Source organism: Bifidobacterium choerinum (assembly GCF_002761235.1).
In the GTDB taxonomy this organism is placed as follows: domain Bacteria; phylum Actinomycetota; class Actinomycetes; order Actinomycetales; family Bifidobacteriaceae; genus Bifidobacterium; species Bifidobacterium choerinum.
Genome location: NZ_CP018044.1, coordinates 2,186,696 through 2,209,637 on the forward strand (window position 1 = coordinate 2,186,696; position 22,942 = coordinate 2,209,637).

Genomic DNA, 22,942 nt, shown 5'->3' on the forward strand with positions numbered 1-22,942 from the left:
GTCAATTCCACTGCATGTTCGGATTAGCCGCGAACACCGTCGGGTAGAGCTCCTTGCGATTACCCAGCAGATCATTGAGCGCGCCTTGGGCGGCAATCATATGCACGAGTTCCCAATCGGACTTGCGGTGGACATAGATCTTCGCATCGTCGTTCGAGCCTCCCTCCGGCATGAAGACCATATATGCGAAATCACCGGCGCCCACGATGCCATACTGCCCCTTCCCCACGTCGAACGTCACGTCGAACGTCTGCGGCGGCTCTGCGGAATCGGTGATCCGGGCCGTGCGCATATCGATGATCTCGACATCGCCTCCCATGCTCATCGCGATCATCTCATGCGTGTCCTCCGATCGCCACGTCAGCTGCTCCCCGTACACGAAGCTCTCCTCGCCGACGTACCGCTGCGCCTCGCCGCTCGCCGTAGTCACCGTGTTCTGTGTCAACTCCTGCGTTTTCACATTCCATGTGAGCAGTGCGAGCATCTGCGAACCGTAGCCGTTGCCTTTGGCTTCGTCGTCCATGTCGCCGAACAGCGTGATCCCGTCGTCCGCACAGGGGACCAAGCCGGAAGCGAACGCCGGCGTGAACCGGGAATCCACAGATTTTGTGACCAGTTTCCTCATCCCCTGCGATTCACTCACCGAATACAGTGTGTAGTCGTTGCCGGCGCCGCCCACCGCATACACACCACTCGCACGGTGCGCCACGGCGACCGGTGTCTCGGCGGGGCTCGTCACCGGTTGTTGCGGCTGCGGCGTGAACCACTGGGTCTGCACCATACCGCTCTGCTGCGCTTGCGAATACGCGCTTTGGTACATGGCCATCACCGTGCGGTCGTCGATTGCGACCATCTGCAATCCCGGAACATCCGGCTGCTCGCGCCTGCTCACATACCCGCGCCCGGGGGGTGTTCGCAATATGGAAATCGCTGCGCTTATCGTCGAAGAACAGCCCGGATTCATTCCACGCCATGTTCTGCGGGGTTGTCGTTGCCGTGTCGATGAACTGCGCGGTGCCGTCCTTGCGCACGAGCGCCACCATGCCGCGCTCGCTCGTCGTGAATTTCTGCGCGGGCGGATTGAGACCGACCGCCATCACCACCTGACTCAGATCCACCTGGCTCGGCTCGATTTTCTGCACACCGCACGCCCGACGAGCAGGCATGCCCATGCGACCACCATCGCCAAGGACCCGCGGATATCCCTTCTTGTGTTCATGTCGCCCCCTTCCCGAGCACCACGCTGTGCATCGATTATAGATTGCGCGGAATCATGAATCCATCCCCGGATGTCTCCCGACGGTCGGCCTGCGAACGGATTCGCGACCAGACGACGATGCCGTCGCCGAGTCTGGTCGATTACCGCACAATACGCGCAAGGCACGGCCAAAGTCAGCAGATGCCAATCATCATGGCACACCGCATGACCGTGCGTTTCCATCGGCCGTCATCAGTCCGCATGGAACGCAGATCACGAGCAACGCCCGCGTCGCGGCACGACAGTATGCACGAAATCGTATTGGCAGCCATTGCGCCATGCCGGAAATCAGATGCAATCTGCACGCAGGAGCAAGTACGGACCGGCGGATACCGTCGGCTCCGGGTGCAGAGGAGGCACGAATCTCCGCTACCGAAAACAAGGCACCATTATTGGCGAATGACATGGCTCACTCCATCACCCAGTAGTCGTAGTAGTGCGTGCCGTCGTGGCCGATCAGCGGCCGGCGTGTCGCGACGTATCCGGCGTCCGCGAGCGCGGCGCGGCGCTCGACCGCGTACAGCGGCGCCTTCGTCGCGATCCTCGCGCAGCCGAACAGCGTCATGAACGGCGCGGAGACGAGTTCGAGGATGTCTTCGATGACGTCCTCGCGCTCATAGTCGACCGCGAGGTCGATGCGCAGGATGCCGCAGTCATCGTAGTAGTCGTCGGCTTCGCGGCGGAACATCTCCAAGGTGCCGATCACGGCCCCCGTTTCCAATGATTCCACGGCGAAGCGCACAAATGCACGATGCTCGTGGTATTCGGCGAGCCAGTACCTGATGCTCTCCTCGACGTCGCGCACGTCACGGCAATAGAAGTTCGCTCCGTGGCAGTTGTCGGAGTTGAGGAACGGCAGCGCAAGCCTGTCGCCGTACACGGCGAGCAGGTCCTCGGCGTCGTCGGGTTCGATCAGCCGGATGCGGTACAGGTCGTCGCACAGTTCCGGGCAGCTGTCATAGATGGTCATGGTTCCATTGTAGGCGGCCGTTTTCACGCACGGACCGGCTGGTGTTTCCCCGGAGACGCGCACGCCGACATCCTCGCGGCAATGCGCGCGTCCGCATAACCGCATCCGACGCCGCTTCTTTCGACATATGCGCGGCGCTCCCACGGAATCCTTTCCGCCTTTCCACACCAACGAACAGATACGCACATGAAATCGACTCATACGCACATCATCGCGCATCATCATTCAATATCGACCATCGAATCGCCGACGACGCACGGCCGAACGGAACGTGCCCCGCATAACCCGCCCGCACGGACGAACTATCGACCTATGCGGCAGCACGCCCCCGCTGCCATACGCGACGCACGTCCGCCGCGCCGGACCGGCCGGCCGCGCCGCGCGTCGTTCCTCCGTCCGACGAAACAGGTTTCCTCGGACGACTACGATGTGGGGCGAGGACGACAACATTCGCGAACTTCGCAGAAAGGACCGATATGAGCGAAGTGATCACCGACCAGGACAAGGCATACGAGGCGTGCGAGCAGGCCGCCGCACCCGGCGACGACCAGCCGATGGGAGACCGCGTCAACAACCGTTCGCTGCGTCCGCGCTCCGAGGCGTTCGTCGAGTTCATGAGCAGCGGCTGGGACGACAACGAGCCGAAGATCGAACGTCTCGAATCCGCCGCGTACATCCCGGCGCGTCTGCAGGCGCTGAGCGAGGCGTTCCCCGGCGAACGCCTCGTGATCCCGGCCGGCCAGCCGAAGGTGCGCAACAACGACTGCGATTACGCATTCCGCCCGGATTCGGCGTTCTCGTACTACACCGGTCTCGGCCAGGACTACGAGGCGGGCGCCGTGCTCGTGCTCGATCCGAACGCCGACGGCACGCACACGCCGATGCTGTTCGTGGCGCCCCGCGCCGACCACTACACGCAGGACTTCTTCAAGGACCCGCACTACGGCGAGTACTGGGTGGGCCCGCGCGCGGGATTGAAGGAACTCGAGGCGATGACCGGCATCGAGACGCATGACATCGCACAGCTGGCCGACATGCTCGGCAAGGACGTCGGCGACGAGGCCGGCGCCGTTCAGCTGCGCGTGATCCGCGAGACCGACCCGCAGATCACGGCGACGGTGAACGGGCTGCGCGCCGAGCACGGCTTCCCCGACGAAGCCGACAACACGGTGCGCGACGACAAGCTGCACGAGTTCGCCTCCGAGGCGCGCATGGAGAAGGACGACTTCGAAGTGCGCGAGATCCGCCGCGCCGTCGACGCGACGAAGCACGGCTTCGACAACATCCTGCGCAAGCTGCCGGGCGCGCTCGGCAAGCCGCGTTCCGAACGCATCCTCGAAGGCGCGTTCAATGCGATCTCGCGCGAGGAGGGCAACGAGGTCGGTTACGACACGATCATCGCCTCCGGCGCGCATGCGCCGATCCTGCACTGGATCCGCAACACCGGCACCGTCAACGCCGGCGAGCTGCTGCTCATCGACGCCGGCGTCGAGGTCGACTCCCTGTACACGGCCGACATCACGCGCACGTTCCCGACGAACGGCAAGTTCACCGATTTCCAGAAGAAGCTGTACCAGGCCGTGCTCGACTCGCAGCAGGCCGGCTTCGAGGCCGCGAAGCCGGGTGCGACCTATTCGGACATCCACCACGCCTGCATGCGCGTCATCGCCGAACGGCTGCATGACTGGGGCATCCTGCCGGTGGACGTCGAGGAGAGCCTGTCGCCCGAAGGCCAGCAGCACCGCCGTTGGCTCGCCTGCGGCGTCGCCCACCATCTCGGCCTCGACGTGCACGACTGCGCGCAGGCCCGCTACGAGTCGTATCAGGGCGCGAAGATCACGCCGGGCATGGTGTTCACGATCGAGCCGGGACTCTACTTCCGCGAGGACGACCTGATGATCCCGCCGGAGTACCGCGGCATCGGCATCCGCATCGAAGACGACGTGCTGATGACCGAGGACGGCCCTGAATGGATCTCCGCCGGCATCCCCAAGCAGATCGACGACGTCGAGGCGTGGATGGCGCAGATGGCCGCCGAAGGCGCGAAGGACGCTCGATGACGACGCCCGGGTTCATCCTCGAGCTGCGCGAGCACATCGGCCACACGCCGCTGTGGCTGATGGGCGTCTCCGCGTACATCGTCGACGACAGCGGCCTGCTGCTGCTCGAGCAGCGTGCGGACACCGGCAAGTGGGCGCTCGTCTCCGGCATCATCGAGCCCGGCGAGCAGCCCGCGGACACCGTCGCGCGCGAGACGAAGGAGGAGACCGGCATCGACGTCATCGTCACCGACCTCGTCGCCGTCAAGGCCGACGACCGCGTCATCACCTACGCCAACGGAGACCGGACGCAGTATCTCGACCATCTGTTCGTCGCCGAGATCGACCCCGACGGCCGCAGCGAACCGCATGTCGCCGACGACGAGTCGCTGTCGGTCGGCTGGTTCGACCCCGACGAGCTGCCCGAACCGATGACGGCGAGCTCGCGCGAGCGCATCGCGGCCGCACGCGACTTCCTGCGTCGCCGCGACGACGGCGACGCCCGTGCACAGTTCACGTTCCGCGGCACGGCGATCCACCGCTGAGCGGCGCACCGCCCATCCCCCGAGGGCAGGAACCGGGGATACGCATCGATATTCCCGGTTCCTCCCCTCGGTATAACCGACCGCGTGTTCTTCGGACATCGCGCACATAACGCCCCGGTTTCGCCGGAGCGAATGAGCCGAGAGCAAGCACGACGCCGGCGGCGGCGAATCTTCCTATGATGAACGGCGCAAGGCGCAGGCGCCCCTGGGGGCCTGCGCCGCACGGGCGCCCGGACGGGGCGTCCCACCAACAACCGAGGTGAGCACATATGAAGATCGCGATTCTGGGAGCGAGCGGACGCATTGCGCGTCTCGCCGAGCGGATGCTGCTCAAGTAGGGCGACGTCGACCTGACGCTGTTCATCCATCGCGACAACGAGCTCGGCGCCGACATCCTCGACGATGAACATGTGACCGTCGTCACCGGCGACGCGAAGTCCGAGGCCGACGTGGCGCAGGCGATCGAAGGCGCCGACGCCGTCTACGCGAATCTGTCCGGCGGACGCGGCAGCAGCGAGGACATCATCCCGATGGCGCAGGCGACGGTGGCCGCGATGGACAAGGCCGGCGTCAGGCGCCTGATCTGGATCTCGTCGCTCGGCATCTACGGCGAGGTGCCCGGCGAGTTCGGCGCATGGAACACGAAGGTGCTCGGCGACTATCTGACCAACTACCGCAAGGCCGCCGACGTCATCGAGGCGAGCGACCTCGAGTACACGATCATCCGTCCGGCATGGCTGACCGACAACGACGAGGTGGACTTCGAGGTCACCGAGAAGGGCGAGCTGTTCCGCGGCACCGAGGTGTCGCGCAAGTCCGTCGCGAGCGAGGTCGTCAGGCTGCTGCTCCATCCGGGCGAGGAGCTTCGCTCCTCGATCGGCCTTGACAAGCCGGGCACCGAAGGCGACCGCCCGTCGTGGATGCTGTCGGATTCGACCGAGCATCTGTCCGAGTAGTCCGGACATCCCACGCGAATCCATGCGGTTCGCGCGATTCGTTCCTCCGATCATCCTCCGGCGGAAGAAAACGGCCGGTGTCACGTCATGCGCAATGCGGGCGTGACGCCGGCCGTTTTCATGCCTTCCCGACTTCGGCGTGTCGATTTGCCATCATGAGTTAACGACGTTAACATTTAACGCAGTTAATCAATCAATGCCCGCGACTACGGCAGCCACGGGGACTCGATGCATGGACACAGGGAGGTGTGATGGCGGACGAACAAACCAGCCAGTCGGAATACAACCGTTCACGCGTCATGCGCTTCCTGTACGGCAACGGCGTCTCCTCGCGCGCGCAGATCGCGAAGGCGCTCGGGCTGACGCCGGCCGCGATCACGAAGATCACGGCGAAGCTCATCGAGGAGGGCCTCATCGCCGAGACCGGCGAGATCGAAGGCGCGCGCAACCGCCGTTCAATCGGACTGCGGATCGACCCGGAACGCTTCCACGTCATCGGCGTCAAGTTCGCGCGCAGCCTCATCCAGGTCGGCCTGTTCGACCTTGCCGGCGATGCGCAGCAGATCTGGGTGGACATAACGACCGACCATCCGTCGATCGACGATGCGATCGCCTCGCTCAAAGCGCGCATCGACCGAATCATGGCGCGTTTCGGCACCGTCGTCGCGATCGGCATGGCCGTGCCCGGACCTTACCTGCGCGACGACGGGCATACGGCCGTCGTCTCGTCGATGCAGCAGTGGCGCGACGTCGACTTCCCCGCCGAGTTCGCCGATGCCTTCGACGTGCCGGTGTTCATCGAGCAGGACGCGCGCGCAGGCGCGCTCGCACAGCAGCTGTTCGGCGACGACGGCGCACAGGACGACCTCGCCTACTATCTGATCGGCGAGGGCGTCGGCCTCGGCGTCATCGAACGCGGACACACGATCGACGGCGCGCGCGGCACCGCCACCGAGATCGGCCACGTGAGCATCGACGTCAACGGCAGGCGCTGCGACTGCGGCAACCACGGCTGCCTCGAGCGCTACTGCTCGGCCGTCGCGATACACGAGGCGCTCGACGCGACGCTCGACGAGGACGGCGGCATCGTCGCGGACTCCGACCGGATGACGCACATCGAGGCGTGCGAGGCGCTGTTCGCGCTCGCAGCGCACGGCGACGCGCGCGCACTCGAACTCGTGCGCCATGTCGGCACCTACGTCGGCTACGGGCTCGTCACGATCATCAACGCCTTCAATCCGCGGCGCATCATCATCGGCGACATCGTCGCGCACGCCGGCGTACCGCTGCTCGACGCGGCGATGCATGTCGTCGAAAACCGTGTGCTCCCCGAACTTGCCGCGACGACGACGGTCACCCTGTCCGACCTGCCGACCGACGCCGCCGTCACCGGTGCGGCGGCCGTCGCGATCACCGCGTTCCTCGACCAGCCGTCGCGCTTCGCCGACGTCGCGCGGCGAAGACGCGGGGACTGACGCGGACGCACCGATCGGCCGATTCAACCAACCGACCAACTCAACCAATCAACCAATCTCCAACCAAACCAACATCAACCAACAGCAGAAAGAAGGGTCATCATGGCCAAGCCAATCGTCGTCTCCCTCGGTGAGCTCCTGTGGGACATGTTCCCCACCGGCAAGCGCGCGGGCGGCGCGCCGGTCAACTTCGCCTACCATGCGATGATGAACGGCGCCGAAGCGTACTCGATCAGCGCGGTCGGCGAGGACGACCTCGGCGACGAGCTCGCGATCGCCGCCGAGAAGTCCGGCATCCACGCCGTCCTGCAGCGCAACGCCTGGCCGACCGGCACCGTCGAGGTCGCGCTCAAGAACGGCATCCCCGAGTACACGATCGTCGAGAACGTCGCCTGGGACCACATCTCCTATACGCGTCAGCTCATCGACATCGTCGAGCAGGCCGATGCCGTGTGCTTCGGCACACTCGCGCTGCGCTCCCCCGAATCGCATGACACGATCATCGAGCTGCTCAAGCACACGAAGGAAGGCGCGCTCAAGTTCTTCGACATCAACCTGCGCGGCGACATGTATTCGAAGGAGCTCATCGAGGAGATGCTCGGCTACGCGAACGTCTTCAAGATCAACGACGAGGAACTGCTGCTGCTGCGCGGCATGTTCGGCATCGAGAACACCTCCGACGAGGAGGCCTGCAAGTGGTTCATCGACCAGTACGACCTGCGCTACCTGATCCTGACCGGCGGCGCGACGTTCTCGACGATCATGTCTAACGACGGCGAGATCTCGACGCTGAACACGCCGCGCGTGACCGTCGTCGACACGGTCGGCGCCGGCGACTCGTTCTCCGGCACCTTCACCGGCCGCATCCTCTCGGGCGAGTCACTCGGTCTGGCGCACCGCGCCGCCGTCAACACGGCCGCGTTCGTGTGCACGCAGGAAGGCGCATGGCCGACCTACCCGGCGACGATGCCCGACTACCTCAGGGACATCCTCGGCCAGTGAACCGTCCGCGCGCATCGCGTGCGACGTACTCTCATCCGCACGATGGCGTCCGCGGCACCTCCGGCCGCGGACGCCATCGTCGTTCCGCAACGCGCGCTACAGTGCAGGCATGCGCGTTGTACTGCAGAGAACGAGTCGGGCGGCCGTGACCGTGACCGACGAGACGACCGGCGAACTCGACCCGACCTTCCCCGAACAGCAGATCGGCGTCGGCTACATGCTGCTCGTCGGCGTCGGCGATGCGGACGGCGAACGGCAGGTCGCATGGCTCGCCCATAAGATCGCGAGCCTGCGCGTCTTCGAGGACGAGGACGGCAAAATGAACCGTTCGATCCACGACGTCGGCGGCGCGATCCTGTCGATCTCGCAGTTCACGCTCTACGGCAACGTGCGCAAGGGCAACCGTCCGAGCTTCGTCACCGCCGGCGCGCCCGAACACGCCGAGCGCGTCTGGCTCGCGTTCAACGACGCGCTGCGCGCGCAGGGACTCGACGTGAAGACCGGCCGCTTCGGCGCGCATATGAACGTCTCACTGACGAACGACGGCCCCGTCACGATCCTCTTCGACACCGAGGAACTCGGCATCTGATGCAATTCGGGCGGCGACCGTCGCCGGTTGCCGCCCGAATTCCCGTACTTCTTCCCGCGGTCGCCCGCGGGAACGCGGATGCCCGCCATTGTACACCGTCGCAGCCCCGTATGCGTCCCAGACAGCGCACGCATGCGCAATCCAGAACGCTGCCTCGCACTTCAGCGTCCCACGCAGCGTACACATGCGCAGACCGTGACACGTTCCGGCACCTCCGTCCCACATTGCGTACGCATACGCTGTGCGGCACGCAATCACGCACTTCAGCGTCCCACACAGCGTACACATGCGCAGACCGTGACGCACACAGCGCGACGCATGACGCGGCGGATCACATCAGGGCGTTCATCATATGCTGCAGCATGCCGGTGCTCAGCATCATGAACGACATAAGGAACGACAGCACGCTGATGATGATGCCGGCGATCGCGAATCCGCGGCCGCGCTTGCCGGTGCGCTGCACGTTCACGAGTCCGACGATCGAGAAGATGAGGCCGAACAGCGGAATGATCAGCGACATCACGAATCCGGCGATGCACATGCCGTCGTAGCCGTTGCCCTCCGGCGTCCCGGTGCGCTGCTCGTACTCCTGGTAGCGCTGGCGGTTCGTGCCGTACGGATTCAGCTGCCCGTAGTAACCGCCGGGCTGCTGCTGGCCGTAGGGCGCGCCCTGTTGCTGCCCGTAAGGGTTGTCGCCCGACGGGTACCGCATGCCGGGATACGGCGCCGACGGGTACGCTCCCGGCTGTCCAGGCTGGCCGAATTGTCCGGGCTGCGCCGACATGTCCGGCTGCGGTTCGTCCGGTTTGCCGAAGGGATAGCGTTCGTCGTCGCTCATCCCCGGATCGGCGTAGGCGCCGTATTCCGGCTGTCCCTGCGCGCTCGTCATGCCGGCTGCATCGCCCGCATCCGCGTTGTTCGTCTGCTGTCCGTTCGCCGCATCGCCGTAGGGGAGCTGGGCGTCGCCGCCCGCCACGTCCATCGGCGTGGGTTCGTTCTCGTTTGCCATATCCCCCATCCTAGAGGACCGCCGCGAATCCGATGACATGCCGTACGAATCCCGTGCACGACCCGCACAATCCGTCGATTCCGCGCAATCCGCCGTTCCGCACGATTCACTCATAGCCCGCGCCTCCGTCGAGCGCGGCGGTCCGCGGCGGGCAGCCCTCTCCGACATTTACCAGCCAATCGCCCGCAGCGCGGCGACGGCGTGCGCGATCGGGATGCGCTCCTGCTCGATGCGCGGCACCTGCGACTCCCCCGCTGCACACAATGTGCGATACAGCGCGTATTCGTCGTCATCGAGCCGCATCGCCGTGCGCGCAAGCGGCTCATGCGCGCCGATCATGTGGCTGCGCGCGTCGAGCCTCGTGCCAAAGCGCATGAAGCGCATATAGGTTGCCCGATCCATCAGGATGCTCGTGCAGTCGATACCCGATGCGCGCACGGCCGAGAGGATCTCGAAGCCGGCCGCGTCGACATCGCCCCAGTAGACGACGTCGCAGTCGGCGAGGAACGGCAGCAGCCGCGCGACGCGCGTCGCCGCGAAGCCGGAGCCGAACACGCACACCGCGCCGACGAAGGCCGGCATCGCCTGATAGGTGTCCTTGTTCTCGACGATGATCGCGCGTCGCACCGGCCGTTCCGGCTCGTGCTGCGGCGTCACGGCGATGCGGTCGGGGTCGCCGGCCGCCGCCGGGTCGAGATGGCGATAGCGCAGCTCCTCGGGACGTTCGCGCAGCGGCAGCGCGTCGACGCCGAGCACCGTGCAGATCGCCGACCGCCGCTGCGAGCGCGCGCCGCCGAGCCATTTCGCCGAGAATCCCTCAAGCGGCACCTCGCGCGCCGTCATCGCCGCGATGTCGCCGCGATGCGCGCCGAACCATGCGGCCGCCGCCGTGAACAACGCGAAATCGACGTCCGTCTCGTCACGCAGCCGACGCACCGCCGGCATCGCGACCTCCGGCGTCACGCCGCACGTCTCCTCGAGCTGCGCCGCGCGTGCGAGCGTCCGATCGCGTTCGCGACGCAGCCGATGGCCGGCGATCGCGAGTGCGACGCGCTCGTCCGGCACGGTGACATGGTCGACGAGCATGACGCGCGCGCCGACCCGGCGCGCCGTGCACGTCACATCGCAGCCGTGGCGCGCCGCGAAGTCCTTGAGCGCGTTGTTCGCGTCGTGCACGGCGTTGACGTCGGCGAGGAGCTCCGATTCCTTCGGCCAATGCACCGCCTTCGTGCGCGGCCACGGGTCGTCGGCGGCGAACATCTCACGTTCGACGATCCCCGCGACCCATGCGCGCAGCTCGTCGGGCGTCGCCGTGCCCCGCGGATGCGCGGCGCGCGCGGCGCCCACTACGCGTCGTCCCCGTCGTGTGCGGCGGCAGCGTCGGCATCGTCGACTTCGGCGGCAGCAACGTCGTGCGCGACCGTCTCGCCATCGCCGCCGCTGCCGTCGTCACTGTCGCCATCGCCGCCGTTGCCGTCGCCGTCGATGCGCGCGATCTCGAGCACGGTGCGGCCACTGTCCGGGTCCTTCCGCGCGACGACGACCTTCGACGCCGATCCCATGATCTCGTTCGTCTTCGATTCGGGCGCCGAGACGATGACCTGGAATCCGAGGCCGGGCAGCACGCTCAGCGCGCGGCGTGTGTACTGGCCGTCGGCCTTGATGAGCGCCTCGTCGAGGAAGACGGTCGCGTAGGACGGCTTCGTCGCGTTGTCGTTGGCGAGCAGATACATCAGCGCCGCGCCGTAGGCGAAGGACGTGAGCTCCTGCAGATAGCCGCCGGAGCCGCCGCCGGTCGAGTTGATGTGCTCGATCTGGCCGTCGGGGTGCGCGACCGATCCGAAGAAGCGCGAACGGCGGCGCGGGTCGAGGTTCGTGTTACCGCGTCCGACGCCGGCGTAGTCGTCGAAGCTGCCCTTGAGCTGCGCGATGAACGACGCGCATCCGGTGAACAGCCGCTTGCAGCGTTCGACGTCGCGGCTGCCGCTTTCGCGGAACGCGCTCATCTGCTCGACCTGCCTGCCAAGTGCGGCGATGAACGCGGCGTCCGGGTTGCGCACCTGCACGACGATCGACAGCCTGCCGCGCCGCGCGCCGAAGGGATAGCGTTCGAGCAGCCGGTTGATCTTGTTGATCTGCTCGCGGATGCGCTGCGTGTCGACCTTGAGCATCTGCTGCAGCTCGGCGAGGTCCTGATAGATCTTGTTGAGCGAGTTGAAGTATTCGACGTGCACCGCCTCGTCGCCGATCATGTTCGGCTTGAGCTCGTCGAGGTCGTGCATGAAGTACTGCGCGTTCTCGACGTCGGCGTCGATGCGCGTATCGCCGGCCGCGTACTGGTCGAGGTAGGCGCGCATGCTCGCCTCGCACGAGCGGCGGCGGGCGTCGCGCTGCCCGGCGAGTTCGCCGAGCCTGGCGCGCACGCCATCGGCGACCGACGTCTTGAGTTCCATGAATCGCCGCGCCGACGTCGCGTTCGCGCGTGCATGGCCGCCGTGCGAGCCGTTCGCCTGGTCGTCGAGGGCGAGCAGACGGCGCACGCGTTCGCCCGCCTCCTTCGTGCCGTCGCCGAAATAGGCGAGGTAGCAGCGTTCGAGCAGCGTCGCGCATGCCTCGTCGACGGCCGGGGCGGCGCTCCCCCGCTGCCTGCGGTCGGCGATCCACTGGCGTGACGTGGCGAGCGCCGCCTGCGCGCATCGCCGGTCGTCCTCGGCGCCGTATGCGGCGGCGCGCGCCACCGCGAGCTCCTTGTTGGCGGCGCCGAGCGCCGCGCTGATCTGCGCGATCTGAGGGTCGCTCTTCAGTTCGTCGATCCTCGCGAGCAGCTCCTCGATCCGCAGCTGCACGCCGTTCGCGTCGACGTCCTGCCAGTCGTAGTCGCGCAGTCGTTCGGCGAGCGCGTGGGCGGCGTCGAGTCCGCGCGCCTCGGCGTCGAGTTCCCCGACGCGGGCGTCCGCGTGCGCGAGCGTGTCGCCGGCCTGCTCGATCTCATGGCGCAGTTCGGCGAGGTAGCGTTCGGTGACGAAGCCGATGACCGCCGCCATGCCCTTCGTGCCGTGGCTGCCGCGCCGGCCGTCCTTGATCTGGCCGTCGCGCTGCACCTGGCGTCCGTCCTCGTCGAGGTCGTCGATAGCCTCGACGCAGCGCGCGTCGGTGCGCGGGTCGGCGACGCGCCGGCGCACCCATGCGGCGAACGGCGACTCGTCGTTGAACGTGAGTCTGCCGGAGAGCCAGCCTTCGCGCGGCGCGGCGTCCGCGTCGTCGTCGACGTCGACGAACTGCCAGTTGCGCCGCGGCATCGCCTCGCGCGGGATCGTCGAGACCTTCGCCGCGAAGCCGTCCTCGTGGCGGCGGTCGACGAGCAGGATCGGCGCGATCGACGCGTAGACGACGTTCATCGCGGCACGCCAGTCCTCGGCGTCGTCGGCGACGTCCATCAGCTCGGCCACGTACGGCAGTTCGGACACCTTGAGTCCGGTGGCGCGCGCGATCATCGCACGCGTCTCGTCCATCTCCTTCGTGATGCGCGTGCGCGAGCGTTCCTTGCGCGTGTAGTCCCTGTTGAGCTCGTCGAGCCGTCCCTGCGCCTGCTTGTGCGCGTCGAAGGCCTCGTACTGCCGCCGTTTGAGCGTCTCGCGGCACGTCTCGTATTCGCGGTCGCGCGCCATGTAGTCGTCGGCGAGCCGCCGCCATTCGTCGCCCGTCGCGGGCAGCTTCTCGCCGGCCTTCGTGAAGTACGGCGCGAGCCTCTCGGCGCGTTCGACGACGCGTCCCATGTCCTGCTTCGCCTGCGCGAGGTCGTGTTCGAGCCCTTCGATCTCGTCGCCGCCGGAACCGTTGAGCTGACGGGTGAGCGAGGCGACCTCGTCCTCGAGCCGCGCGACGCGTGCCTGCGTCGTGTCGACGGCTTCGGCGCTGCGTTCGGCGAGGGCCTCGTGCGCCGGCAACACGTCGACGACGTCCTGCGTCAGGCGCATGTCGAGCCACTGCGCGCGCAGATCGGCGGCCTCGTCGCGTTCCGGGTCGATCGCGCGCAATGCGCGCACGCCGGAGTCGGCGGCCTCGTACTGGTCGTATTCGTCGACGATCGCCTCGAGCTGGCGCACGCGCGTGCGATTGCGTTCCATGCTCGAGAAGTTCTGCGCGTACTGCTCGTAGTCGTCGACGGCGTCGCGGCCGGAGCGGATCGCGCGCGGCTCGTCGAGCACGCCCTTGCGGAAGATGTCGTCGAGCTGCGACGGCGCGTCCGACGCCTGCATGCGGTGCAGCAACCTGCACGCGGCCTCGGTCAGCCCGAAGCGTTTCCAGACGTCCTCGTGGAACTGCCGGGCGGAATTGTAGGCGACGATGCCCGGATAGAGCTGCCTGAGCATCGGGATCGTGAACTTCTCATCGCGCCGCGCATCGAGCAGTCCCGGGTCGATCGGCGCCTCGCGCACGGCGTACAGCTTCGTCATCGACTCCGACGCGCCATCCGCCGGCAGCCACATGAACTTCGCGATCCACAGCGAGCCGCTGTTCGCCGTGTCCTCGTATTCGTCGACGATCGCGCCCCAGACGGCATAGGGGTCGCTGTTCGCGTCGTGTCCGCGCAGATACAGCGGCTCGTCATGGCCGTTGTTGTTGCGGATGCCGCGCAGGCCGAGCAGGTACGAATAGTCGGAACGGTCGGAGCGGCCGGCGTTCGACGCCTTGTTGAACGCCGCGTTCGCTGGGTACAGCAGCGAGACCTGCGCGTCGACGAGCGTCGACTTGCCCGATTCGCTCTGTCCGGTCAGCAGCGTCACCGTGCCGTCCTCGGCCATCGACGGCCGGAAGATGTGGCGGCCGTCGTACGACCCCCAGTTGACGAGCTGGCGTTCCTTGAGCATCCAATGCCTCGGCAGCAGCTCGATCGGCGAGTACAGGTCATCGGTCGTCATGTTCAAAACAGCACCTCCTCCGTCATGTCGCTCCCGTCGTTTGCGGATTTGCCGTCGCCGGCGGCGGTTCCTCCATCCGCTCCGCCGCCGGCGTCGGAGTCGTCGTCCGCAACGACGATGTCCGCGGCACCGTCGTCCGCAGTGGTTTCCGCGGTCGTCTCATTGTCGGCTGCGGCATCGTCGATCTCGTCATCGCCGATCTCGTCATCGTCGATCTCGTCATCGCCGATCTCGGCCGTGCCGATGGCGATGCCGCCGGCGCCGGCCGCGCCGGTCGTATCATCGTCCTCATCGTCCTCGCCGCGCTCGTCGAGTGCGACGTCGGACGCGCCGATGATACCGAGGATGTCACCGAAATTGCCGTCGGCGTCCACGTAATCCGCATGCGACGACGCCCGCGACGCGCGCGTCGCGGCCATGTCGGCGACCATGTCCGGCACCGCGGCTTGCGCGTCGACATGTCCGTCGCCGCCGACGTCAACGGCGTCGCGGTTGGCGTCGCCGTTGACGGCACCGCCATCCGCGTCGCCGTGTCCATCCACGCCATCGCCGTGTTCGTCGTCCAGGCCGAGCCAACGGTTGATGCGATCGGCGTTGAGCACGACCGGCACGAGCTTCGTAATCACGTACATCGCGTCGTCGTCGCCGTCCTCGAGGAACCCGTAGGTGCGCATCGCGCCGATGAGCCGGTCGGCGCGCTGCACGACCGCCTCCTCGCTGTTGCGGCCGGCGAAGGGACCGCCGCCGACGCTCAGCGCCTGCACGATCTCCTCACGCGAGACGATCCACGAGGCCGCGTCGACGCCCACGTTCTCGTATTCGAGCACCTTGCGGCGCAGCATCGCGACGACGACGGCCTCCTCGGCGCTGAGCGTCACGCGCGTCTTGAGCGAGCGCAGCCCGTATTCGTCGGCGCGGATAGGCTCGGCGTACATGACCTCGTAGTATTCGTCGACGACCGGCACGAGCATGTCGTTGTTGAGCGAACGGCGCACGTCGTCCATGTAGTCGCGCGCCTGCCGGTACAGGTCGCCGCTGATCGCGCGGTTGCGCTTGAGCGCGATCGCCGCCTCGCGCGCCGGCGCCGGCATGTCGCCGATGTCGCCGTCGAACAGCGCATGCACGTTCGCGAGGTCGGCGACGCCGGCCCCGTCCTCGACCCCCTCACGCCAGTCGTCGCCGCTCGCCGCGGAGACGACGCCGGCGTCCGTGTCGGCATCGTTCGGCTTCGTCATCGTCCTGCCACCTTTCCGTCCATCATCGTCGGCCCTGTCAGCCGACCTTTCGCCGTATCGGTCATCGTCGTTCATGTCGCCGCCCATCATGCCGTCCGCCCGCGCACAGCCGCCGTCATCGGCGCCGCGGCCGTCTCCTCGAGGAATTCGTCGAGCGCCCCGCACGGCACGAGCAGCGCGCGCGTGCGCCAGCGGCGCTCCCGACCGTCGGAGCCGACGCAGCACCATACATGCTCGCCGACGCCATCGGACTTCGTCGCGTCGTCGTCGCCGCCGAAGTAGCTGAGGAAGCCGACGACCTCGCTTTCCCTGCGCTCGTCGGCGGGCAGCGCGTTGAAGCTCGCCGCCATGTCCACGTCGTCGCCGCGGCGCACCGGATTCGCGGCGATGAGGCCGACCATGTGGCGCACGCGCGGGCCGCCGGCCGCGACGATTGCGGCCAGGTCGGCGGCGGGCGCGACCGTCGTCTCGGCGAGCGCGGGCGCGACGACGCGCGCCGGCGTCTGCCTCGGGCGGCGGCGCAGCGTCGGCAGCGACGCCTCGGCGATGCCGGCGTCGAAACGGCGTTTCGATTTCGTGCGAGCCTCGTCGCTCAGCCGGGTGAACAGTTTCGCGAGGCCGCGCGACATCGTGCGGAACTGCATGTCGGTCTGCTGGCGCACGATCAGGCGGATGCTTTCGTCGGTGACGCGGATCTGGCGGCGCACGTCGTCGATACCGCGGTAGATGTCGTCGAATTCGCGGTTGACGACGCTCATCAGGTCGTCGGCCTCGCCGTGCAGCCATTCGCTGTTCGAGATGTCCTGCAACGCCTCGTTGAGTTCGGCGCGGCTCTCCGGCGCGTACATCACCTGGAACGCGTCGTTGAAACGGCGACCCTCGTCGCTGAGGTTGTAGATGCGGTCGAACTGCTCATGGTAGAACGTGAGCATCTCGTCGCCGCTCATCGTGCCGTCGTCGATGCGACGGCGCAGCGCGTCGCCGCTGTCGCGTTCGGCGATGACGAGCTCGCGCAGGTCCACCGGCACGCCGCGCAACGTGTTGTAGACGACGTTGATGATGTCGGAGACCTGTTCGCGCGTCGGACGGTCCTCGATGCCGTGCGCCCTGAGCTCGTCGATCTGCCGCTGGCGCTGCGCGATCTCATGCTCCAGCAGCTCGATGCGCTCGCCGACGTTCACGGTGAGCTGCTTGCGCGCGTTCTCGATCTCCATGATGATCGAGTTGACCTGCGCGCCGGACATCGAGACGGTGCGCTGCTGCAGCGTCGCGAGCGCCTCGATCGCACGGTGCGCGCGCTGCGTGAGCCGGCACATGATGCGGTGCTGGCGGCGGTCCAGCGAGTCGGCGATCCACGCGTAGTCGCCGGCGTCCTCGGATTTGAGCTCCTTGAGGATGCGGCGGGCGGCCATCATGTCGTCCTCGCCTTCGCGCGGCGCGTATTCGCCGGCGGCGGCCAGCTCGCCGATCGCCTCGCGCATCCGCGACAGCAGACGTTCCTGCGGCACTTCGGCGGTCAGCGGGTCGAAGCAGGAGCGCAGCATCGCGATGTAGACGTCCGCGTACTTATGCAGCAGCATGCGCAGCACGCCGGTCTCGTACACCGGCCGCAGCTGCGCGAGCTCGGTCCTCACATCCGCCATCGGCCGCCTTTCTCGAGTCGTCCCGTCCGCCCGTTCACCTGCGGGCGTACCGCCTTCCATTGTAGCGAAACTGCGATGCGCGGTCCGCGGCGGCGTTGGAATACGGGAGAGGGGTGTGGGCCGTTGCGTGGCAGGCGAACATCGGTTGCGCGGCCGGATGCGGTTCCTAGACTGGGTGGGTATGACTGAACTGACGATCAAGCGCGCATATGCGCCGGCAGATGAGAACGACGGCTTTCGGATCCTCGTGGACCGGCTGTGGCCGCGCGGCATGTCCAAGGAACGCGAGCATCTCGACCTGTGGATGAAGCAGATCGCGCCGAGCGCCGAGCTGCGCAAGGCGTGGAACCACGATCCGAACCGGATTCTCGAGTTCGCGGAAAGCTACCGGCGCGAGCTCGACGAGAACCCGGCGGTCGAGGAGCTCGAGCAGATCATCCGCGACCATCCGAAGGTCACGCTCGTCTACGGCGCGCGCGACCCCGACGTCAACCACGCCCGCCTGCTGCGCGACTACCTCGAGGAGCGCATGGCCGCGGAGTAGGCGGTTGAGACGGGTTTCCTACGCCAGTCCCACGAATCCCCCTGTTCGTCCCTTCCCCGTCTGTGCGAGGAATCGGGCGGTGTCACCGGCAGTCAGCCCGGCGTGCGCGAGGGCGTCGGCACGGGAGGGGTCGGCAGTGATGAATGTGGTGGAGGCGGGATCGAGTTCGAAGGCGGTGATGGTCTCCTCGGGCGTCAGGCGGCCGTCGATCGTGCCGTCGAGCAGGCTCAGCCAGGGGTATTTCGCATGCATGAGGTCGACGGCGCGGCCTGAGCAGTTCGCGAAACCGTACAGACGCACGCCGGCGCGGTGCAGTTCGCGAAGCCGCGTCGGGACGCCTTCGGGCATATCGTAGAAGCCCAATGTGCGGTTCTCGAGCAGCAGCCGCATGATCCAGCCGACGGCTGGGCCATGCTCATCCGAGTATGCGTCGATGATCCGCTTGTCGTCCCAGCCTTCGATGGCACGGCGGCGATAGTAGTCGTAGCCGTGCGGATCGTCAGGATCGAAGAACATCGCGGTCACGCCGTCCGGATAGAACATGCCGACGATGCGTTCGGGACGCCAATCGACGAGCGCGCCGAAGTAATCGAAGACGACGGCCGTGAGTGGAGGTTCACGAAGTTCGCTGTGCTGGGATTCGTTGGACACAACCGTCATCGTAGCAGCGGCACGGCGCGCCGGTCGGGCACGAATCAGAACAGCGGCTCCATCGTCGCGGTCGGCGTCGCCTTCTGCTGCGGCGGCGCGGCGGTTTTCTCGGTCTCGATCGGCAGTTCCGGCTGCGCGGGATGGTCGCGCAGGTCACGGTCGATCCACGCCATGACGAGCGCGGCGAGCCGGTTCACTTCGGCATCGGTGAGCGCGCGGCCTTTAGGGATGTGGTGCCAGCGCATGATACAGCCGCGGCAGCAGGTGGCCGTCGCATGCTGCGCCGTGAACACCGGATGGCCTTTCCACGGTGTCTGCTTGCCGTCCTTGAGCGGATGGGCGGCGCCGACGCGGGCGCGCAGCATCTCATGGGCGTGGCGGTCGATCGTCGCCCTGCCCTTCGCGCGCGCATAGGCACGGTCGGCGTCGGCCAGCCGGAACTTCGCGCGGAACGGCGAACCGGACAGTCGTTGCAGCATCCACGCGATCCACTGCGCTTCCTCGACGGGTTCGGGCGTCGTTCCCTCGACCGGCATGTCATGTCCCATAGGTCCTCAAGCGTAGTCCGTTAGCCGGGGCAGACAAGCGACCGCAACGCGACATACGCCCCGCAACGCGGACACGTCTCCTGCGATTCCCCTGCCCTCATACGGACCTCCTCCACTGCTCGACGCGCCTTGCATCTTACCGGCGACTTCGTCGTATCGTCCTCTTTTTCTACCCCAATCGCGTATCCCCCAAGGCATTCCGGAGCCCTATCTGCGATTGTGGGGTGGGTATCCCCGGACACCGCCCTTCCTGAAGACCCAATCTGTGCGGTTAGCGCACAAAACCGATAAGAGCCGAACAGAACGGTAGGTATTCTCAAGGAGCACCCACCCCACAATCGCAGATACGCCCTGACCCATCCCCCAGCGGAGTGACAACGATGGGCATGCACGGACGGCAGGAACCGGTTTCCGGAAACATCATCCTGGAGACCGGTCCCTGCCGTCAGTCGCCGATGCGCCTTCCGCACCTCAGCCATCAAGCGCCTTTCAGCCTCGTTGCGTGCGACGTCGGATCATCAACAGCGTCACGCCGGCGCCGGAGGCGGCGAGCGCGAGCGCCGCGACGGCCCCGGCCGACGAGCCGGTGTAGGACAGCGGCGCCTGCGTCGCGTCACCATCCCACGCGGCGGTGGCCGCATCGTTCGAGCCCATGCCGTCGGCGCCCGGCTTATCGGAAGTGGCGGGCCGGTCCGACGTCGTCGCGCCGTCGTCCGGATCCTTGACGGGATCCTTGGCTTCCGCGTTGTCCGTGCCGTCGGCCGGCCCGTCGCCGGGCTCCGGCTCTGCGCCTACCGGCACGAGCGCGGCATAGTCCGTATCGAGCATGTCCTTCGCCGCGGTCACGAGCGGCTGCTGCTCGGCGCTGAACGTCATGTTGTCCGCGAGCGCCTGCGCCGTGAGCAACGCGTCGGCGAGCGCGGCCACCGACTCCTCGGTGTAGGAGGGGTTCGCACCGTCGGCTGCGTCCATGACCTCCCGGGCCTTCGCGATCGGTTCGGCGAGCGCGCTGACGTCGAGCGCGCCGCCGGCCGTGTACATCGGCGTATAGCCGTCGATCGTGCGCGCCGCGAGCGCGTCGTACATCTTCGAGTACAGCCTCGCCTGGAAGTTCGTGATGCGGAAGCCGGCGCTCCTGAGGTTCATCGTGCGCGTTTCGAGGTTGTCGGGATCGTAGAGGCCCTCGCCGAACGCCCAGTCCTTCGTGATCTGCGGCGTCGCGCCGCCACCGGTGCCGGAGGTGTCGGGCGCCGAACCGGTCGCATAGTCGAACGGCGTGCCGTCCTTGCCGTTCCATGCGGTGATGATCAGGCTCGTCGAACGGAACGCGTCGCGTCCGACGCCCATGTAGTTGTGGCCCTTGGTCTCCTTGCCGGAGCTGATTGTGTCGCCGTTCGCGTCGACCGAGTAGATCGGCTTGCCGTCCGCATCGAGCGGATAACCGTCCTGCCCCACAGGTTCGCGGTGACGGCGGCGAGGCCGTCGCGGTCGGTGTAGCTGCCGATGCGCGATTCGCGGTACCACGGGTCGCCTGTCGTGGCGGTCGGGTGGATGAGCAGTTCGGCGCCGCTCGCCGCATAGTAGCGGCCGAGTTCGGGATAGAAGTGGCCGTCGCGGCAGATGCTGACGCCGGCCTTGAGCGCACCGCCGTCGGATCCGGTGAACTCGGGCATCTCGAAGATGAGCGGCGTGTTCCCCGGCACCGACCAGACCTTCTCCTCCTGTCCGGCGCGGTGCATCTTCTGGAACGATTCGGTGTGGCCGTCCGGGAAGGCGACGGCGGCCGAATTGTAGACCTTCCGCGCGCCGTCGGCGTCGACGATCGGTCCTCCGTCGGGCATTTCCGGCAGGCCGAACACGATGTACATGCCGAGCCGCTTCGCCGTGTCCGCCATCGCCTTCACCGACGCGCCGCGCGTGGCGTCGCCGTCGACGCCCCTAACCTTTTCGGCGAGCAGCACCTGCATGTAGTCGTCGCTTGCCGCGAGCGCGCGGTTGACGTCGGCGTTCACGCTGTGCGCGTCCGCATCGCCCTCGGATCGGTGCTGTCGTAGCCGGTGAGCACGGTCTCCGGGAACACGAGCAGGTCGACGTCGTCGGCCGCGGCCTGTTCGGCGTAGCGGACCATCATGTCGACGTTCGCCTGCTTGTCCGCCCATACGCCGGCGACGTTGGCGACGGCGACGCGCGGACCGTCCGCCGAACCGTAGCGGTTGTTGAGCGACATGTCCGATTCCTGCCTGTCGGCGAGTTCGGCGTACCACTTGGCGTAGTAGTCGGGATGGAAGTCGTTGGCGACGCGCGTCGTCGACGGATAACTCACCCGCAGGTCCTTCGTATTCGACAATGCGCCTTCGGTGCCGACGACGAGCGTGCCGTCGGCGTTCTGTCCCGCAGAGTAGTCGGCGGAGCCGCGCACGATGACGCTGCCGCCCGGGAAGTCGCAGGGTTGTTTGCCGTCCTTGTCCGCGCATCCGTCGGCGCCGACGAGGTCGGCGGAGGCGATGGCAAGGCCGTCGCGCGACGCTATCGATTCGAGGCGGTTGCGGTAGTACCATTCCCATCCCTTGCCGTCCTTGACGCCGTCGCCGTCGATGTCGCGGTAGCTGCGGGAGGTCGCGGTCGGATTGATGAGGATGCCCGCGCCCTGCGCGGCGTAGTAGCGTTCGATCTCCGGATTCGCGTAGGTGTCGTAGCAGATGCTCAAGCCGGCGAGCCCCCATTCGGTCTGCAGCAGCACCGACGTCGTGCCCGGGGTCGCTCACGACCCTTCGACCGGCGCGATCTTCTGGTAGCTGATGACCTTGCCGTCCGGGGATGCGGCGAACGCGGAGTTGTATGCGTGCTCGGCATCGCCCGGGATGCGTTCGGACGTGCCGAAGATGACCCACATGCCGGTTGCGGCGGCCTTGTCGGCGAGCTCGCGGGTGATCGGACTGGAGATCGTCTCGGCCTGGGACACGGCCATCCTGTATGCGGCCGATTCCGGGTCGCTCGACGAGACGTAGCCGGTGAGCGCCATCTCCGGGAACACGATCATCCTGACGCCGGCGGCGTGCGCCTCGTCGATGTACCTGAGCATGCTCGCCTTGTTCGTCTCCTTGTCTCCCCACGTCGGGTGGAAGTTGACGACGCTCAGCGCGCCTGCGGGGATGACGCCGTTCGTCACGACGCTCGGCGCCGTAGCCACGGCCGTGCTGGAGGTGGTGTCGGCGAACGCGGCGGGACGCCGAACGCGCCGAACGACGCGCACATCGCCATCGCACCGACGCCCGCCGCCATGCGCCGCCATATCGCAGCGCGGCGGACGCCGCCGTCGGAACGCATCGGATTCGCGGTCTTGCCATGCACAAGCATACGGTTGCCTCTCTCTTCACGTCCGCACCGAAACGACTTCGCTCAACGGACCCCATCTACGACATGCCGGAAACGGCCATGGGTGAGCTGCGGACGACGACCACGCTAGGGACGCCGGGTTTCGCGCAGCCGACCGTCAGGTTCCGTCGCGCTCCCTCGCGGTTACGAAACGGTTTCGACGGCCGTCGACCATTTGCCG

The 22,942-nt window shown here is 67.0% G+C and carries 19 protein-coding genes and 1 pseudogene; 8 read left to right on the plus strand and 12 right to left on the minus strand.

All coding sequences use genetic code 11. The annotated features are described in order from the left end of the window. Position 1: 1 nt before the first annotated feature. Positions 2–853 (minus strand): hypothetical protein, encoded by an 852-nt coding sequence (locus BcFMB_RS09085; protein ID WP_099721614.1) that lies wholly within the window; start codon positions 851–853, stop codon positions 2–4. On the opposite strand from BcFMB_RS09085, the gene BcFMB_RS09660 reads away from it, so the two are divergent. Next, entirely contained in the window at positions 819–1,277 is a 459-nt protein-coding gene (locus BcFMB_RS09660; RefSeq protein ID WP_157775251.1) for a hypothetical protein, read from the plus strand. The two genes, BcFMB_RS09085 and BcFMB_RS09660, sit on opposite strands and share 35 nt — an antisense overlap. Before the next feature lie 390 nt (positions 1,278–1,667). Here the strand turns inward: BcFMB_RS09660 and BcFMB_RS09090 are convergent, their stop codons facing one another. Next, a complete protein-coding gene (locus BcFMB_RS09090; RefSeq protein WP_024540606.1) occupies positions 1,668–2,228 on the minus strand; it encodes a GNAT family N-acetyltransferase in 561 nt (186 codons plus the stop codon). A 476-nt stretch (positions 2,229–2,704) separates the two neighbouring features. Here BcFMB_RS09090 and BcFMB_RS09095 point away from each other — a divergent pair, with 476 nt between their 5' ends. The 6 genes from BcFMB_RS09095 to dtd all read left to right on the plus strand — a co-directional run bounded on the left by BcFMB_RS09095 (position 2,705) and on the right by dtd (position 8,834). Next, positions 2,705–4,288 carry an aminopeptidase P family protein gene (locus BcFMB_RS09095; protein WP_024540607.1) on the plus strand — a complete coding sequence of 528 codons (1,584 nt, stop codon included), beginning with the start codon at positions 2,705–2,707 and terminating at the stop codon, positions 4,286–4,288. Then, complete coding sequence (locus BcFMB_RS09100; RefSeq protein WP_099721615.1) at positions 4,285–4,812, plus strand: NUDIX hydrolase; 528 nt, start codon at positions 4,285–4,287, stop codon at positions 4,810–4,812. The genes BcFMB_RS09095 and BcFMB_RS09100 overlap by 4 nt, the downstream gene beginning before the upstream one ends. A gap of 356 nt (positions 4,813–5,168) precedes the next feature. Continuing rightward, positions 5,169–5,768: an NAD(P)H-binding protein gene (locus BcFMB_RS09105; protein ID WP_335617956.1), complete on the plus strand. Its 600-nt coding sequence runs from the start codon at positions 5,169–5,171 to the stop codon at positions 5,766–5,768. Between the two features lie 251 nt (positions 5,769–6,019). Beyond that, on the plus strand, positions 6,020–7,243 hold the full coding sequence (locus BcFMB_RS09110; RefSeq protein ID WP_099721616.1) for an ROK family transcriptional regulator: 1,224 nt from the start codon (positions 6,020–6,022) through the stop codon (positions 7,241–7,243). 102 nt (positions 7,244–7,345) lie between these two features. Next, positions 7,346–8,245, plus strand: coding sequence for a carbohydrate kinase family protein (locus tag BcFMB_RS09115; protein WP_024540610.1), 900 nt, complete (start codon positions 7,346–7,348; stop codon positions 8,243–8,245). 109 nt (positions 8,246–8,354) lie between these two features. Further along, complete coding sequence (gene dtd / locus BcFMB_RS09120; RefSeq protein WP_024540611.1) at positions 8,355–8,834, plus strand: D-aminoacyl-tRNA deacylase; 480 nt, start codon at positions 8,355–8,357, stop codon at positions 8,832–8,834. 331 nt (positions 8,835–9,165) lie between these two features. Here dtd and BcFMB_RS09125 read toward each other — a convergent pair whose 3' ends face one another. The 5 genes and pseudogenes from BcFMB_RS09125 to BcFMB_RS09145 all read right to left on the minus strand — a co-directional run bounded on the left by BcFMB_RS09125 (position 9,166) and on the right by BcFMB_RS09145 (position 17,643). Further along, entirely contained in the window at positions 9,166–9,843 is a 678-nt protein-coding gene (locus tag BcFMB_RS09125; protein ID WP_157775254.1) for a DUF4190 domain-containing protein, read from the minus strand. Between the two features lie 168 nt (positions 9,844–10,011). After that, a complete protein-coding gene (locus BcFMB_RS09130; protein ID WP_232513805.1) occupies positions 10,012–11,190 on the minus strand; it encodes a DUF3322 and DUF2220 domain-containing protein in 1,179 nt (392 codons plus the stop codon). After that, a complete protein-coding gene (locus BcFMB_RS09135; RefSeq protein WP_198405459.1) occupies positions 11,190–14,765 on the minus strand; it encodes an ATP-binding protein in 3,576 nt (1,191 codons plus the stop codon). Before BcFMB_RS09135 ends, BcFMB_RS09130 begins: the two co-directional genes overlap by 1 nt. Before the next feature lie 479 nt (positions 14,766–15,244). Next, positions 15,245–16,000 (minus strand): annotated as a pseudogene (locus tag BcFMB_RS09915) (DUF4194 domain-containing protein); the annotation flags it as partial. A gap of 86 nt (positions 16,001–16,086) precedes the next feature. Continuing rightward, positions 16,087–17,643 carry a DUF3375 domain-containing protein gene (locus BcFMB_RS09145; protein WP_099721617.1) on the minus strand — a complete coding sequence of 519 codons (1,557 nt, stop codon included), beginning with the start codon at positions 17,641–17,643 and terminating at the stop codon, positions 16,087–16,089. A 181-nt stretch (positions 17,644–17,824) separates the two neighbouring features. Here BcFMB_RS09145 and BcFMB_RS09150 point away from each other — a divergent pair, with 181 nt between their 5' ends. Continuing rightward, complete coding sequence (locus tag BcFMB_RS09150) at positions 17,825–18,187, plus strand: DUF488 domain-containing protein (RefSeq protein ID WP_024540617.1); 363 nt, start codon at positions 17,825–17,827, stop codon at positions 18,185–18,187. A gap of 18 nt (positions 18,188–18,205) precedes the next feature. Here the strand turns inward: BcFMB_RS09150 and BcFMB_RS09155 are convergent, their stop codons facing one another. The 5 genes from BcFMB_RS09155 to BcFMB_RS09930 form a co-directional block, all read right to left on the minus strand. Beyond that, on the minus strand, positions 18,206–18,838 hold the full coding sequence (locus BcFMB_RS09155; RefSeq protein WP_099721618.1) for an HAD family hydrolase: 633 nt from the start codon (positions 18,836–18,838) through the stop codon (positions 18,206–18,208). Positions 18,839–18,882: 44 nt separating this feature from the next. Further along, positions 18,883–19,374, minus strand: coding sequence for a DUF4186 domain-containing protein (locus BcFMB_RS09160; protein WP_198405460.1), 492 nt, complete (start codon positions 19,372–19,374; stop codon positions 18,883–18,885). A gap of 1,319 nt (positions 19,375–20,693) precedes the next feature. Next, the gene (locus tag BcFMB_RS09950; RefSeq protein ID WP_250643346.1) at positions 20,694–21,398 is read right to left on the minus strand and encodes a carbon-nitrogen hydrolase family protein; all 705 of its coding nucleotides are present in this window, start codon (positions 21,396–21,398) and stop codon (positions 20,694–20,696) included. Then, the gene (locus BcFMB_RS09955; RefSeq protein WP_250643348.1) at positions 21,395–22,126 is read right to left on the minus strand and encodes a nitrilase-related carbon-nitrogen hydrolase; all 732 of its coding nucleotides are present in this window, start codon (positions 22,124–22,126) and stop codon (positions 21,395–21,397) included. Before BcFMB_RS09955 ends, BcFMB_RS09950 begins: the two co-directional genes overlap by 4 nt. A gap of 21 nt (positions 22,127–22,147) precedes the next feature. Then, a complete protein-coding gene (locus BcFMB_RS09930) occupies positions 22,148–22,639 on the minus strand; it encodes a carbon-nitrogen hydrolase family protein (RefSeq protein ID WP_232513807.1) in 492 nt (163 codons plus the stop codon). Positions 22,640–22,942 lie beyond the last annotated feature (303 nt).